The organism is Aminobacter ciceronei (assembly GCF_014138625.1).
Classification (GTDB): domain Bacteria; phylum Pseudomonadota; class Alphaproteobacteria; order Rhizobiales; family Rhizobiaceae; genus Aminobacter; species Aminobacter ciceronei.
In genome coordinates this window covers 18,637-32,985 of the sequence record NZ_JACJHY010000022.1, presented here as the reverse complement: position 1 = coordinate 32,985, position 14,349 = coordinate 18,637, and the positions used below count along the sequence as shown (strand labels likewise).

12 protein-coding genes are annotated in these 14,349 nt (G+C 64.2%); 7 read left to right on the top strand and 5 right to left on the bottom strand.

The features are described 5' to 3' along the window. Positions 1-52 precede the first annotated feature (52 nt). Positions 53-1,684, top strand: a complete 1,632-nt coding sequence (locus HNQ95_RS21200) for an AMP-binding protein (protein WP_154386147.1) — start codon at positions 53-55, stop codon at positions 1,682-1,684. Between the two features lie 17 nt (positions 1,685-1,701). On the opposite strand, the gene HNQ95_RS21195 is transcribed toward HNQ95_RS21200, so the two are convergent. Continuing rightward, a complete protein-coding gene (locus HNQ95_RS21195) occupies positions 1,702-2,985 on the bottom strand; it encodes a GNAT family N-acetyltransferase (protein ID WP_067957748.1) in 1,284 nt (427 codons plus the stop codon). After that, positions 2,985-4,205: a lipopolysaccharide biosynthesis protein gene (locus tag HNQ95_RS21190; RefSeq protein WP_376769266.1), complete on the bottom strand. Its 1,221-nt coding sequence runs from the start codon at positions 4,203-4,205 to the stop codon at positions 2,985-2,987. The genes HNQ95_RS21195 and HNQ95_RS21190 overlap by 1 nt, the downstream gene beginning before the upstream one ends. Before the next feature lie 288 nt (positions 4,206-4,493). Between HNQ95_RS21190 and HNQ95_RS21185 the strand changes: the two genes are divergently transcribed. Together HNQ95_RS21185 and mgtE are read left to right on the top strand one after the other, a co-directional pair. Further along, positions 4,494-4,721, top strand: coding sequence for a helix-hairpin-helix domain-containing protein (locus tag HNQ95_RS21185; RefSeq protein ID WP_154386149.1), 228 nt, complete (start codon positions 4,494-4,496; stop codon positions 4,719-4,721). A gap of 229 nt (positions 4,722-4,950) precedes the next feature. Next, complete coding sequence (mgtE, locus tag HNQ95_RS21180; RefSeq protein ID WP_182575192.1) at positions 4,951-6,339, top strand: magnesium transporter; 1,389 nt, start codon at positions 4,951-4,953, stop codon at positions 6,337-6,339. Between the two features lie 59 nt (positions 6,340-6,398). Here the strand turns inward: mgtE and secA are convergent, their stop codons facing one another. After that, the gene (gene secA / locus HNQ95_RS21175) at positions 6,399-9,122 is read right to left on the bottom strand and encodes a preprotein translocase subunit SecA (protein WP_067957754.1); all 2,724 of its coding nucleotides are present in this window, start codon (positions 9,120-9,122) and stop codon (positions 6,399-6,401) included. Positions 9,123-9,362: 240 nt separating this feature from the next. On the opposite strand from secA, the gene HNQ95_RS21170 reads away from it, so the two are divergent. Next, positions 9,363-10,277, top strand: coding sequence for a peptidylprolyl isomerase (locus tag HNQ95_RS21170; protein WP_067957756.1), 915 nt, complete (start codon positions 9,363-9,365; stop codon positions 10,275-10,277). 86 nt (positions 10,278-10,363) lie between these two features. On the opposite strand, the gene HNQ95_RS21165 is transcribed toward HNQ95_RS21170, so the two are convergent. After that, positions 10,364-11,290 (bottom strand): glycosyltransferase family protein, encoded by a 927-nt coding sequence (locus tag HNQ95_RS21165; protein WP_182575193.1) that lies wholly within the window; start codon positions 11,288-11,290, stop codon positions 10,364-10,366. 6 nt (positions 11,291-11,296) lie between these two features. Then, positions 11,297-11,896: a TetR/AcrR family transcriptional regulator gene (locus HNQ95_RS21160; RefSeq protein WP_067957759.1), complete on the bottom strand. Its 600-nt coding sequence runs from the start codon at positions 11,894-11,896 to the stop codon at positions 11,297-11,299. Positions 11,897-11,993: 97 nt separating this feature from the next. Here HNQ95_RS21160 and HNQ95_RS21155 point away from each other — a divergent pair, with 97 nt between their 5' ends. The 3 genes from HNQ95_RS21155 to HNQ95_RS21145 all read left to right on the top strand — a co-directional run bounded on the left by HNQ95_RS21155 (position 11,994) and on the right by HNQ95_RS21145 (position 14,348). Next, positions 11,994-12,227: a putative antibiotic biosynthesis monooxygenase gene (locus HNQ95_RS21155; RefSeq protein WP_246340917.1), complete on the top strand. Its 234-nt coding sequence runs from the start codon at positions 11,994-11,996 to the stop codon at positions 12,225-12,227. Between the two features lie 104 nt (positions 12,228-12,331). Beyond that, the gene (argJ, locus tag HNQ95_RS21150) at positions 12,332-13,573 is read left to right on the top strand and encodes a bifunctional glutamate N-acetyltransferase/amino-acid acetyltransferase ArgJ (protein ID WP_154386153.1); all 1,242 of its coding nucleotides are present in this window, start codon (positions 12,332-12,334) and stop codon (positions 13,571-13,573) included. After that, positions 13,542-14,348, top strand: a complete 807-nt coding sequence (locus HNQ95_RS21145) for a GNAT family N-acetyltransferase (RefSeq protein ID WP_067957768.1) — start codon at positions 13,542-13,544, stop codon at positions 14,346-14,348. The genes argJ and HNQ95_RS21145 overlap by 32 nt, the downstream gene beginning before the upstream one ends. Position 14,349: the final 1 nt, after the last annotated feature.

Genomic DNA, 14,349 nt, shown 5'->3' with positions numbered 1-14,349 from the left:
CTCCGATCCAGCCACAATGAAATCCCTCGCGGAGGAGCGGAGACGACCGTCCATGCTCGAACGGCGCGACACTTACGACGCCCTCTATCGCGATTTCCGCTGGCAGATTCCGCAAAGGTTCAACATCGGCACCGCTGTTTCAGACCGCTGGGCAGCCGTCGACCCTGACCGAACGGCGCTGCTCGACTACCGCATCGACGGTGCAGCCGAAGAGCTTTCTTTCGGCGAGCTTTCGCGCCGCTCCAACGCATTCGCCAATTCCTTGCGGGCCAGGGGCGTACGCCGCGGCGACCGGGTGGCGCTGCTGTTGCCGCAAAGCTTCGAGACGGCGATCGCCCATGTCGCGATCTACAAGCTCGGCGCGATCGTCGTGCCGCTGGCCTTGCTGTTCGGCGTCGAGGCGCTCGAATACCGGCTGCAGACAGCTGGCGTCAGGGCGATCGTCACCAACGAGGCAGGTTTCGCAAAGGTCAGCCAGGTCAGCGGCCGGCTGCCCGAGCTCGAAGCGATCGTCGTTGTCAGCGGCGGCGATGTCGACGATTTCCATCGCCTGCTCGCCGCGCATTCGCCTGACTTTACAGCCGAGGACACTGGCCCAGACGATCCGGCGATGATGATCTTCACTTCCGGCACGACGGGCCCGCCGAAGGGCGCGCTGCACGGCCACCGAGTCCTGCTCGGCCATCTCCCCGGTATCCAGATTGCGCAGGAGTTCATGCCGCAGTCGGGCGACCTGTTGTGGACCCCGGCCGACTGGGCCTGGGCCGGCGGCCTGCTCAACCTGCTGCTGCCCGGGCTCTATTTCGGCCTGCCGGTGGTCGCTGCCCGCTTCGACAAGTTCGCACCCGAGGCCGCACTGTTGCTGATGGAAAAGATGGCGGTGCGCAACGCCTTCATCCCGCCGACGGCGCTGCGCATGCTCAAGGTCGTGCCCGACATCGGCAAGCGCTTCCGGCTCAGCCTGCGCAGTGTCGGCTCCGCCGGCGAGTCGCTTGGGCGCGAAACCTACGATTGGGCCACAGCCGAGCTCGGGCTTGTCGTCAACGAGTTCTACGGCCAGACCGAATGCAATGCGGTGCTCGCCTCCTGCGCCGGCCTCGGCATCAGCAAGGGTGGGGCCATCGGCAAGGCGGTACCAGGCCATCGCGTCGCCATCATCGACGGCGACGGCCGCCGCGTGCCGCCGGGCGTGTCGGGCCAGATTGCCATTGCCCGGCCGAACCCTGTCATGTTCCTCGAATATTGGCAGAGCCCCGAGGCGACCCAGAAGAAGTTCATCGGCGAGTGGATGACGACGGGCGATCAGGGCATCGAGGACGAGGACGGCTACGTCTCCTTCTTCGGTCGCGATGACGACGTCATCACCTCGGCCGGCTTCCGCATCGGCCCCGGCGAGATAGAGGACTGCCTGACAGGCCACCCGGCGGTGGCGCTTGCAGCCGCCGTCGGCAAGCCCGACGCGCTGCGCACCGAGATCGTCAAAGCCTATGTCGTGCTCAAGGATGGGCTTGTGGGCGACGCGGCACTCGCCGACGAGATCAAGCTCTGGGTGCGCGAGCGCCTGTCGGCACATGAATATCCGCGCGAGGTCGAGTTCGTCGATTCCATGCCGCTGACCACCACCGGCAAGGTCATTCGCCGCATCTTCCGCGACCGGGCAAAGCGCGAAACGAAGACAAGCTGAGCTTGATCCGGAGCCTTCTAGCGCTTCTTGAGCAGGCTGCGCACGCGGTCGCGCAGCCTGACGGCGAGCTTGCGTGTCTCGCGGTACAGGTGCAACTGCGAGGCCGCCTGCCGTGTAACGCGGTCGGCGTCCGGCGTCAGCCCGACGACGAAGGTGCCCATCGGTTTGCGCTCGCTCCACATCTTGCCGACCAGCGGATGGTCGGGCACAGCGCAGCTGTCGGTCATCATGATGTTGGGGTCGTCGAGGTGATGTCCGGTCACCGCCATCATCAGCAACGCGCCCGGTGAACAAGCCGACAGCGTCTCGTCATAGGCGGTCTTCCAGGTGTAGGCGACGCCGGCCTCGACGAAGACGACAAGGCTGGCGATGGTGCGGCCGTCGAGCGTCAGTGAATGGATGCGGCACATGTCCTGTTCCGACATGCGGTGCACCGCCTCGCGGGCGAAGGCGGCGCGGTAGCGGTCGATCGCCATGGCGGTGCGCTGGCGTCCCTTCCAGCCGGAAGCTTCCAGCGTCAGGAACTGTTCGATGGCGTGGCGCACGTCGTCCTGGGTGCGGGCAACCTTGTGCTCGACGACGCCCTGATCAGCGAGTCGGCGGCCCAGCCGGCGGAATTCCTTGTAGTGGCGGCTGCCGAGCGCCTCCTTTAGATAGTCTTCGCCCTCGGCGTCGCTTTCGAGGAAGGGCCGTTCGAACTGACCGGTCACCACCAGCGGCAGGTTACGCGATTCGGCCGTTGCGCTCAGCATCCGCGCCACGGCGCCGTCGAGGCGCATGTCGGGCATGACGAACACTTTCGGCAGCTTGAGATGTGGCCGTGCCAGCATGGCGAAGAAGTCGGCGATCACCCCTTCAGGATCGTCGCGGTCGAGCAGCGGCGTGCCAAGCGGGCCAAACGGGCTCGACCATGTCCGCATGACAGGTATGCCCAGCGGCACCGCCGGCCTCTCCACCGAATAGGGCACCAGCAGCCGCAGCCGGCTGCGATACTCGGTACCGTCGCGGATCACAGCGAGGCGCACCTCGCGGTCCTCGAGCCGCGGCATGGCGGGCGCCAGGAAACGCGGGTTGAAAAAGACGTTGGGCTCGATTGTGCGGGCGCAGAGATGGTCGAGCTCCTCGACGAGGTCGAAGCCGGCCGAGGCCGGATAGATCGCCAGCCTGCGCAGCGGTCTTTCGGCCGATGTCAGTTCGAGATGGGCTGCTTCGGCGGCGTCGGTCGGCACGCCGGCAATGCCGGCGATCAGCGAGCCCGCCGGGCCGCCACTTGTTTCCTCGAGAAGCGGTATGGCTGCCATCAGGCGTTCTCTACCGTGCGTTTCGTGGGAATGAACAGGACCATGACGATACCGAGTTTGCGCCAGACGGTGAAAGACAGGGCGGTGGCCTCGAAGATCATCGCCGCCGAGGTGGCGATCGCCGCGCCCCACAGTCCGAGCGTCGGGATCAGCAGCACGTTGAGGCCGATGTTGAGTGCGAGCGTCGCGGCATAAACCATGGCACAGACATTCTGGTGACCACTCATCGTCAAAAGGCTCTCGCACGGGCCTACCGCCGAACGCGCGACGACGGCTGAAACCAGCAGGAACAGCAGCGGGTAACCATCGCTGAAGCCGGGGCCGAACATGGCGAGCAGCGGCTCGCCGAGCAGCAGCACCACGATGCCCATCGCCAGTGACGGCCAGAACGTCCACGACACCGTCTCGCGGGCAAAGCCGTCGAGCTTTTCGGTGTCGCCATGGGCGATCCGCGCATAGCGCTGGGCGACGCCCGCCTTGACCGCGAAATAGACGAAATGCACCAGCGCCAACGTCTTCACGGTGGCGAAATAGACCGCCACCTTGTCCGGCTCCATGTAGGCGCCGACCATCAGCACGTCGGCGTTGGTGAGCAGGAAGAAGAAGCTCTCGACCAGGAAGATCGGCAGCGAGATCTTCAGCCAGTAGCCGAGCCGGTAGTTGCGCGGGCCAGCGGGGATGCGCCTGTCGGCGCGTGAGGTGATGCGGACGAGCTGGCTGAGCGTCGTCACATAGGTGGCGAGGATGGAGGCCATGACCGCGGTCTCGGCCGTCGGCGCAAAGCCTGTGGCGACGGCTCCGGCCATGAACACCAGGATCAGCACCGGCCGTGTGATGTAGGTCGGCACAAGCGCGGCGAAGGCCCAGGAATTGGCCCGGGCGACGCCTTGCAGCACGTCTGACAAGGCCAGCATTGGCAGGCAGATCATCCCGAGGAAGAACGGCACGATATAGTAGCTCTCGATCCGGCCGGAAAATGCCCAGACGCCGGCCATGCCAAGTGCTGCGATGATTGTCGAGGCGATGATCACCAACAGGCGGCTCGCCACCAGCACGCCGCGCAGATCGTCCAGCAGGCCCTTCTCACGGTATTCGGACATGAAGCGGATGATCGAGGTGTGGAAGCCGAAGCAGGACAGCGAGCCGACGATGATCATCGTCACCCACACCAGGACGAAGATGCCGTATTCGAAGCTGCCCATCCAGCGCGCCAGCAGCACCTGGCTGACGAAGGCGATGGCAGCACTGACGATGCGCACGGCGAACGCAAACAGCGACATGCGGCCGGCCTCGCCGCGCTCGTCGCTGCTGAACAGGACTGCGTCGACGCGGCGCAACAGCGGCATGATGCGCGAGGCGATCTGCCCCGGCAGCCACCGTTCGGCCGTCATCGCTGCGGAAAAACGCAACTCGATACACTCCATCTTCCGCGATTTCGCTCACAGCATGTAGCCGATAGCGATTAAGAAACGGTTGGGTGGACCAGACAACCGGGGGAGAGGGGCGGCATGATCTCAGACGACGAACGCAAATCGATGCTGCGGGCGCATTCGATCGGCCCGAAGATGATCAGCTATCTCCAGGACATCGGCATCACGCGTCTCGATGATCTCAAGGGCGCCGATCCGCTTGAGATCGTGATGCGCATCGACATATCAGTCGGGCGCAAGCACATGAACAGCCTGGGCGTGGCGGCGCTGCGCAACCTCATCGAACTGGCGAACACCAAGGCTTGATCGGGAAGCCGGGCGCGTGGGGTTGACTGGCTCGCTTGTCGGAGCCATCTAGGCCGCGTGGGCAGTTTACCCAACGGACTGCGCCGCATGAACCCAAGGAAACAACCATGAACAGCGACAGTCATAGTCGATCGACCAAGCCGTCGACGCCGACCGAAGGGACTGATCGCGGTTGATCGCTCCCCCGGGTCGCCGCCGATGGCTTTCGGCGCGACTGAAGGGGTGAGAAATGAGCTACACCACCATCATCGAAGAGCTGCACGACGACGCAGTCATCCGCGACAACGCGGCCATCGCTTCGCGTCTTGCGGAGGAAACCGCACCCGACGTCGTCGAGGTGCTCAACACCTGCGATATTGGGCAAACCGCCCAACTGCTTGAGTTGATGCCGGTGGAGCGGGCTGTCGAAGTGCTCGACCAGCCGGCATTCGACCACGCGGCCGAACTGCTTTCGATTCTGCCGGGGCATACGGCCGCGCGCCTGCTTGCGGGCATGTCGGCCGACCGTGCCGCCGATGCGCTACGCGCGTTCGATCCCGGCGTACGGGCCGAATTGCTGACCGGCCTCGACGGCGAAACGCGCGCGGCGCTGGAACGGCTTTTGGCCTATCCGGAAGGCTGCGTCGGCGCCATGATGACCACGGAGTTCGTCTCGGTGCCGTCCAATTGGACGGTGGCCGAGGTACTTCGCCACGTGCGGGCGGTCGAGAGCACGCGCGAAACCGTCTATTCCGTGTTCGTTGTCGATCCGTTGCGGCAAACCCTTGTCCATGCGATGCCGCTGCGGCGCGTCATTTCGGCTGATCCGAGAGCTTCTATCCTGTCAGCCGTTCCGAAGCGCCGGCTGATCAAGACGTCCGCGCTGGCGCCGCGTGAGGAGGCCGTGCGCCTTATTGCCAAATACGACCTGCTGGCGGTACCGGTTGTCGACAGCAGGAACCACCTCATCGGCATCGTCACCGTCGACGACGTCATCGACACCATGGTCAAGCGCGACACTGAGCAGGTTCATCGCATGGGCGGCATGGAGGCGCTGGACGAGCACTATATGGACATCGGCTTCCTCAGGATGATCCGAAAGCGGGCCGGCTGGCTGAGCGTGCTGTTCCTGTCCGAAATGCTGACGGCTTCTGCCATGCAGAGTTTCGAGGGCGAGCTCGAAAAGGCCATCGTGCTCACGCTGTTCATTCCGCTGATCATGAGCTCGGGCGGCAATTCCGGCAGCCAGGCAAGCTCGCTGCTGATCCGGGCACTGGCGCTGCACGAAGTGCGCCTGGGCGATTGGTGGAAGGTGGCGTTGCGCGAGTTGCCGGCCGGCCTCACGCTGGGCTCGATCCTTGGCGTCATCGGCATGGTGCGCATCGTCACCTGGCAGATGCTCGGCTTCTACGACTACGGTCCGCACTGGCAGCTGGTCTCCCTGACCATCGGCGCCACGCTTGTCGGCATCGTGACCTTCGGCTCGATGACCGGCTCGATGCTGCCGTTTGTGCTGAAGCGACTTGGTTTCGACCCGGCGACTGCCTCGGCGCCGTTCGTCGCGACGCTGGTCGATGTCACCGGATTGGTGATCTATTTCAGCATCGCGCTGGTGATCCTCCACGGCACGCTGCTGTAAGCCAAAGCACAAACGAAAACGGCGGCCCGCTGGGCCGCCGTTTTCGTTTTCCGATCAACTCAGGCGAAGCTGCCGTGGCAGTGCTTGTACTTCTTGCCCGAGCCGCAAGGGCAGGCTTCGTTGCGGCCGACGCGACCCCAGGTCGACTGGTCGTTGGGGTTGCGGTCTTCGGCGGCGACAACGCGGCTGTCCTCGAGCACGGCAACCGAGCCCTCGCCGAAATCGTCCTCGCCGGTGGTGCCGTCGATGTGGTGGCCGTGCATTTCGGGCGCTTCCGGTGGCGGCGCATCCGCTGCCTGGCGCACCAACTCGACGCGCATCAGCTGCGCGGTCACGGCCTGGCGCAAATTACCGAGCATCGCCTGGAACAGTTCGAAGGCCTCGCCCTTGTACTCGTTCAGCGGGTCGCGCTGGGCGTAGCCGCGGAAGCCGACGACCGAACGCAGGTGGTCGAGATTGACCAGATGCTCGCGCCAGAGATGGTCGATGGTCTGCAGCACCACGGAGCGCTCGACATAGGTCATCACTTCGGGACCGAAGCGTTCGGCGCGGTCGGCCGCTGCCTTGTCGGCTTCGGCGGTGATGCGGTCGCGCACTTCCTCTTCGGCAATGCCTTCTTCCTTGGCCCACTCTTCGATCGGCAGGTCGAGGTTGAGATACTGGATCACGCCTTCCTTGAGGCCTGCGACATCCCACTGTTCGGCATAGGCGTTTTCCGGAATGTGCTTGGCGACGAGATCCTCGATTACGTCATGGCGCATCTCGGCGACAGTATCGGTCAGGCTGGTCGCATCCATCAGCTCGATGCGCTGCTCGAACACCACCTTGCGCTGGTCGTTCGACACGTCGTCATATTTGAGCAGGTTCTTGCGGATGTCGAAGTTGCGCGCCTCGACTTTCTTCTGCGCCTTTTCCAGCGCCTTGTTGATCCAGGGGTGGACGATGGCCTCGTCTTCCTTGAGGCCGAGCTTGGTCAGCATGCCGTCCATGCGCTCGGAACCGAAGATGCGCATCAGGTCGTCCTGCAGCGACAGGAAGAACTTCGAGCGGCCCGGATCGCCCTGGCGGCCGGAGCGGCCACGCAGCTGGTTGTCGATACGGCGGCTTTCATGGCGTTCGGTGGCCAGCACGTAGAGGCCACCGGCAGCCAGCGCCTTTTCCTTGAGACGGGCGACGTCCTCGCGGATCGCCTTTTCCCTGGCGTCGCGCTCAGGGCCGGCCGGCATGTCGGCCAGTTCCTCGGCAATGCGCATGTCGGCGTTGCCGCCGAGCTGGATGTCGGTGCCGCGGCCGGCCATGTTGGTGGCAATGGTGATCGAACCCGGCTTGCCGGCCTGGGCGACGATCGAGGCCTCGCGCTCGTGGTGACGGGCGTTCAGGACCTCGAAGTCCTTGAAGCCGTCCTTGCGCAGGCGCTCGGCCAGCTGCTCGGATTTCTCGATCGAGGTCGTGCCGACCAGCGTCGGCTGGCCCTTGGCGTTGGCTTCCTTGATCTCGCGGACAATCGCCTTGTACTTCTCCTCGACCGTCCGGTAGACCTCGTCGTCCTCATCGATACGGCTGACGGGCAGGTTGGTTGGAACCTCGGTGACGTCGAGATTGTAGATGTTGCCGAACTCTTCGGCTTCCGTCAGCGCCGTACCGGTCATGCCGGCGAGCTTTTCGTACATGCGGAAGTAGTTCTGGAAGGTAACCGAGGCCAGCGTCTGGTTTTCCGGCTGGATCGCCACGTGTTCCTTGGCTTCCAGCGCCTGGTGCAGGCCTTCCGAGAAGCGGCGGCCGGGCATCATGCGGCCGGTGAACTCGTCGATGATGACGATTTCATTGTCCTTGACGATGTAGTCCTTGTCCTTCTGGAAAAGGCGATGCGCCTTGAGCGCATTGTTGACGTGGTGGACCATGGCCACGTTTTCGACGTCGTAGAGCGACTCACCCTTGAGCAGGCCTGCCTCGCGCAGCAGGTTCTCCATCTTCTCGGTGCCTTCTTCAGTGAAGATGGCGGTCTTCTGCTTCTCGTCGACTTCATAGTCGGACGGAACCATCTGCTGCATGAAGGCATCGACGGTGTTGTACATTTCCGAACGGTCCTCGAGCGGACCGGAAATGATCAGCGGCGTGCGGGCCTCGTCGACCAGGATCGAGTCGACTTCGTCGACAATCGCGAAGAAGTGACCGCGCTGCACCATCTGGGCGCGCTCATACTTCATGTTGTCGCGCAGATAGTCGAAGCCGAGTTCGTTGTTGGTGGCGTAGGTGATGTCGCAGGCATAGGCCGCGCGGCGCTCTTCGTCGGACAGGCCGTGCACGATGATGCCGACCGACAGGCCGAGGAACTTGTAGAGACGGCCCATCCATTCGGCGTCGCGGCGGGCCAGGTAGTCGTTGACGGTAACGACATGCACGCCCTTGCCGGTCAGGGCATTGAGGTAGACGGGCAGGGTGGCGACCAGCGTCTTGCCTTCGCCGGTGCGCATCTCGGCTATGCCGCGGCCGTGCAGAACCATGCCGCCGATCATCTGGACGTCGAAGGGACGCATGCCGAGCGCGCGCTTGGCGCCTTCGCGCACCGTGGCGAAGGCCGGGACGAGGAGGTCGTCAAGCGAGGCGCCGTTGGCGATGTCCTTGCGGAACTGCTCGGTCCGCGCCCGAAGCTGGTCGTCGGTCAGCGCCTGCAGTTCATTTTCCATTGCAGCGATCGCTTCCACCCGGGGCCGGGTCGACTTGACTCGGCGGTCGTTGGAGGAACCGAAAATCTTACGGGCGAGACCGCCGAGACTGACCATCAAGTGGTCCTTTCAATTCGAATGAAGCCGACTGTCCGCCGGCCAAGCCTGCCGAGGAACATAGGCTGGCAGACTCAACACGAAAAGCGCCCGGAAAAACCCTTCTGGACGCGAAGACGATGGACAGATAAGAGGGGGCACAACTTATGTCAACGTTGCAGAGAGCCTGCCGGAGACGCCAAATTCCGCCACATTCAGGTTGATTTGGAAGTGCGGTCATCACCCCACCGGAGAGTTTAGATGTCTTTTTCGTTCCGTAGCGCCTCGCTTGCCCGCGTCGGGCTTGCCGCCGGGCTTGTGGCGCTGTCGTCGCTGCCGCTGGTTGCACAGGAAACAGCGCCTGCACCCCAGGTCGCTGCCCCTGCAGCCGCTGCCGTCGATCCGAACGCGATCGTGGCGACGATCAATGGCGAGAACGTCACTGAAGCCGACATCACCTTGGCCGAGCAGGACCTTGGCCAGCAGTTCGGCAACCTGCCGCCGGAGCAGCGCCGTGCTGCTGCCTTGTCGTCGATCATCGAAATCCGCCTGATGGCCGCCCAGGCCGTCGAAAAGGGTCTCGACAAGGACGCCGACTTCCAGCGCCGCGTCGCCTTCCTCGACCAGCGCGCCCTGCATGGCGAACTGGTGGAGAAGGAAGTCGCCGGCAAGATCACCGACGACGAGATCCGCGCCCGCTACGACAAGGAAATCGCGGCCCAGAAGCCGGTCAACGAGGTCCATGCCCGCCATATCCTGGTCAAGACCAAGGAAGAGGCCGACGCGATCATCAAGAAGCTCGAAGGCGGCGAAGACTTCCAGAAGCTCGCCAACGAAAACACCACCGACCCGTCCGGCAAGACCTCGGGCGGCGACCTCGGCTTCTTCGGCCCTGGCCAGATGGTGCCGGAATTCGAGAAGGCGGCACTCGCCCTTGAAGTTGGCGCCTATTCCAAGGAGCCGGTGCAGACGCAGTTCGGCTGGCACATCATCAAGGTCGAGGACAAGCGCACCCAGCAGCCGCCGGCATTCGAGACCGTCAAGGACCAGGTCCGCTCGCTGCTGATCCGCGAGAAATACATCGAGTTGGTCAAGCAGGTTCGCGGCGCCGGCAAGGTCGAGATCACCGATCCGGCGCTTAAGAAGGCCATCGACGCCATCGACGCGTCGAAGTAATTTTCTCACCAGAGACAACAAAGGGGGGCGGTACCTACGGTGCCGCCCTCTTTGTTTGCGTGCGCCATTTCGCCGCCGTGAAGCGGTCAGCGATAGCGGGTCGAAGCCTTGAATGCGACCGGGTCGGCGGCCGCCAGCGCGCCGACGAACTCAGGCACGCGGACCGCCAGCATCATCAGCCACAGCAGCGGCCGGTCGGATGGCCGGCAGAACTGGTCGCCCACCGCATCGATGGTCCGGTGATTTTCCCGAAACGATGCCATCACTGCGCTGACCGCCAGCCCCAGCCGCGAGCGATCGCGGCGTTTGCGCAGTTTCATCAACGCAAACTGGTATCCTTTGTTACGCCGGACGTCCCAGATGAAGCCGAGGCCGTCATAGGCGTGGATGGAGACGGCGCGCGGGTCGACCGCAAATTCCACGTTGTCCTCGTTCATCGCGTCTTGCCTGATGTGGGCGCTGACGAACGGTCCTTGTCCAGGCCGAAAACGATAACGCTCGAGCAGTGCGTGCCGGTAGATCGCACCGTTGCTGGAGACGTGGATCACCTTGCCACGGCGGTCGCGGCACTCGATGAAGCCGCGGTCGAGCAGTGACATCACCCGCTTCATCATGCTGCCGTCGCCATAGGAGGTTCGCCCCGACACCGCTGCGACGGTGGGGTTGTCGTCGAGGGTCTTGTGCAGCGTGGCCATCCATCCTGGCTGCGGCAGGCAATCGGCCTCGACGACCGCGATCAGCGGCTGGTGGCAGTAGGGCAGGGCCGCATCCTTGAGCTGGGAGGATTCGTCACTGTCGTGGGTGACGAGGACGACCGATGGTTCGCCCGGACCAGAGCTGTACGAAAAAGTGCTTTCCGCAGGCAGCATGACGATGATTTCAGCCGGCACCCCCGCTCGGTCGTACAGATAGGCCTGGAGCGACTGGCGCAGCTCGCCATCGCCGTCGGCCGACAGATAGTCGGAAACCACGATCAGGCTTATCGGCAATACCGCCGGCTTCATGTCGTCCATGGTCGCTTACCTCCTGACGGCGATGCCATGCACGATATGCCTGATAGCCCGCCTTAGCATAGCCTCGTCCTCGTCGAGCCGTCCGGTCAGGAGATGCACCCAGGCGTAGGACGAAACCATGTCGGCGACCTGGCTGGGGTCGACATCGGCGGCCACCTCGCCACGGGCCTTGGCCCGCTCGATCAGCTTGCCGGTATGGGCGCGGCGCCCGGCAGAGTATTCGGCCAGCGCCTCGGCGGCGGCTGGGTCCTGCTGCGCCTCGGCGACCAGCGAGCGGAAGATGTCGCCGGCCGGCGTGTCGCGCCACTGCGCAAACAGGCTTCTGGCGAAGATGAACAGGTCTTCCTCGATGCCGCCGGTGTCCGGGTAAGTGATGTCGCGCTTCTGGCGCTGATAGACCTCGAGCAAAAGCGCGGTCTTGCTCGGCCACCAGCGGTAGATCGTCGGCTTGCCGGCGCGGGCCCGACGCGCCACCGCCTCGATGGAGAAGCCGGAATAGCCGTTCTCGATCAGCACCGCCTCGGCCGCCTCGAGGATGGCTTCCGCACTTTCCAGGCTGCGTTTGGCGCCGATCGATTTGCGCGCGGCTTCGGCTTCAATGCTCATTCCGGTCTCCAATGCTGGATTATCTCTACACCACCTCTTGACGAAACGAAACGGCCCGTTTTATATAACGAAACGTTTCGTTCCGATGGAGTTGAAGATGACTGCCTCCCAAACCCGCTTTTCCCGCCCGCGTTTCGCCCTGATGGTCCTGCTCGGGGTCTATCCGCTGATCACCGCACTGCTCTACATCATCATGCCTCTGACCGACGGCTGGACGATCTGGCAGCGCACGCTGCTGATTGCGCCGCTGATGGTATCAGTGATGATCTGGGGCTTGATCCCCGCGGTTCAGCGCGTCTTCCGCGGTTTCCTCAATCCGGTCGTCGGCTGAGGCTGGCCCACATCTTCGTGAGGTGAAAACGCCTTGCGAAGCCTCGCGCTATCGGGCAAACGGTGCCAGCTTCAACCGTTTCCCGAGCCCGCAGAGGTTCCTTCATGTCGACTGCCGTTTCCCCGCTCGCCCCCAAGAAGTACCCCAAGATGCCTGCCATCGAGGGCGTGCGCATCGCCACAGCCGAAGCCGGGATCAAGTACAAGGGTCGCACCGACGTGCTGGCCATGGTGTTCGATGAGGGCACGGCGGCCGCCGGCGTGTTCACACGGTCCAAGTGCCCCTCGGCCCCGGTCGATTTCTGTCGCCAGAACCTCACCGGTGGCAAGGCACGCGTCCTGATCGTCAACTCCGGTAACGCCAATGCCTTCACCGGCAAGAAGGGCCGCGAGACCACGACGTTGACCGGCGAGGCGGCGTCCAAGGCCGCCGACTGCAAGTCGAGCGAAGTGTTCCTGGCATCCACCGGCGTCATCGGCGAGCCGCTCGACGCCGGCAAATTTAGCCACTTGCTGTCAGGTATGGTCAAGGATGCCCGGCCCGACCAGTGGACCGAAGCCGCCAAGGCGATCATGACCACCGACACCTATCCCAAGGTGGTTACCGCGACCGTCAAGCTCGGCGACACCGACGTCACCATCAATGGTATCGCCAAGGGCGCCGGCATGATTGCACCCGACATGGCGACAATGCTGTCCTTCGTTGCCACCGATGCACCCATTGCGGCCGACGTGCTGCAGGACATGCTTTCGCGCGGCACCGCCAAGACCTTCAATGCCGTCACCGTCGACAGCGACACCTCGACCTCCGACACGCTGATGCTGTTTGCCACCGGGGCCGCTGCCAAGCGCGGCGCGCCCAAGATCACCGACCCCAAGGATGCGCGCCTCGGCGCCTTCCGCCGCGCGCTCAACAAGATGCTGAAGACGCTGGCGCTGCAGGTCGTGCGTGACGGTGAAGGCGCGCGCAAGCAGGTCGAAGTTACTGTCACCGGTGCCAAGTCGGCGCGCTCGGCCAAGCGCATCGCGCTGTCGATCGCCAACTCGCCGCTGGTCAAGACCGCGGTTGCCGGTGAGGACGCCAACTGGGGCCGCGTCGTCATGGCCGTCGGCAAGGCCGGCGAGCCCGCCGACCGCGATCTCCTGTCGATCTGGTTTGGCGACAATCGCCTCGCCCACAATGGCGAGCGCGATCCGGGCTATTCGGAAGCGGCGACCTCGGCCTATATGAAGGGCGACAACATCGTCATCCGCGCCGACATCGGCCTTGGCCGTGGCAAGGCAACGGTGTGGACCTGCGACCTGACCAAGGAATATGTCGCCATCAACGGCGACTACCGGAGCTGACGTGAACCAGAACCGCCCGTCGCACGAACTTGCGATCGTCCGCCGCTACGAGGCGGCGGGTTTTCGCGCATGGCCGGCGGCGGCCGTTCATTACGACGGCACTTGGCTTGTCCGGTTGACGGCGGGCCATCCGGCCAAGCGGCTCAATTCGGTCAATCCGCTTGATCCGGCCGACATCCGCAACATTCCTGACCGCATCGCCCGCGCCAGCCGCCGCTTCGAGGCCTATGGCCGGCCGCTCACCTTTCGCATGTCGCCCTTGTCGGGGCCGGCGATCGCCGCCCATCTCGACCGCGAGGGCTGGAGCACGTTTTCGGAATCGATGGTGATGCGGCTGTCGCTCGACGACGGCGTCGTCGAGCATGCGATGGACCAGATCCCGCTCAAGGACATCGGCCGCTTCGTCAGCGCTTCCATGGTGGTGCACGGGCTAGACGCATCGCTCAGGCCCGGCCTGTCCGAGATCATCGGCGCCATTCAGCCGGAAGCCGGCATGTTCGTGCTCGAGCAGGACGAGCAGCCGGTGACGGCGGCGATCTGCGTCCACGACACCGACCTTGCCGGCCTGTTCGAGATCGCCACCACCGAGGCCGAACGCGGCAAGGGTTTTGGCCGCAGGCTGATCCTGTCGGCGCTGAAATGGGCACGCCTGCGTGGCGCGCGCCAGGCGTGGCTGCAGGTCGAGGCTGACAATGCGGGCGCCATCCGCCTGTACGAGAAAATGGGCTTCAAGGAAGTCTATCGCTACCACTACCGCCGCCCGCCGGAGGCCTGAC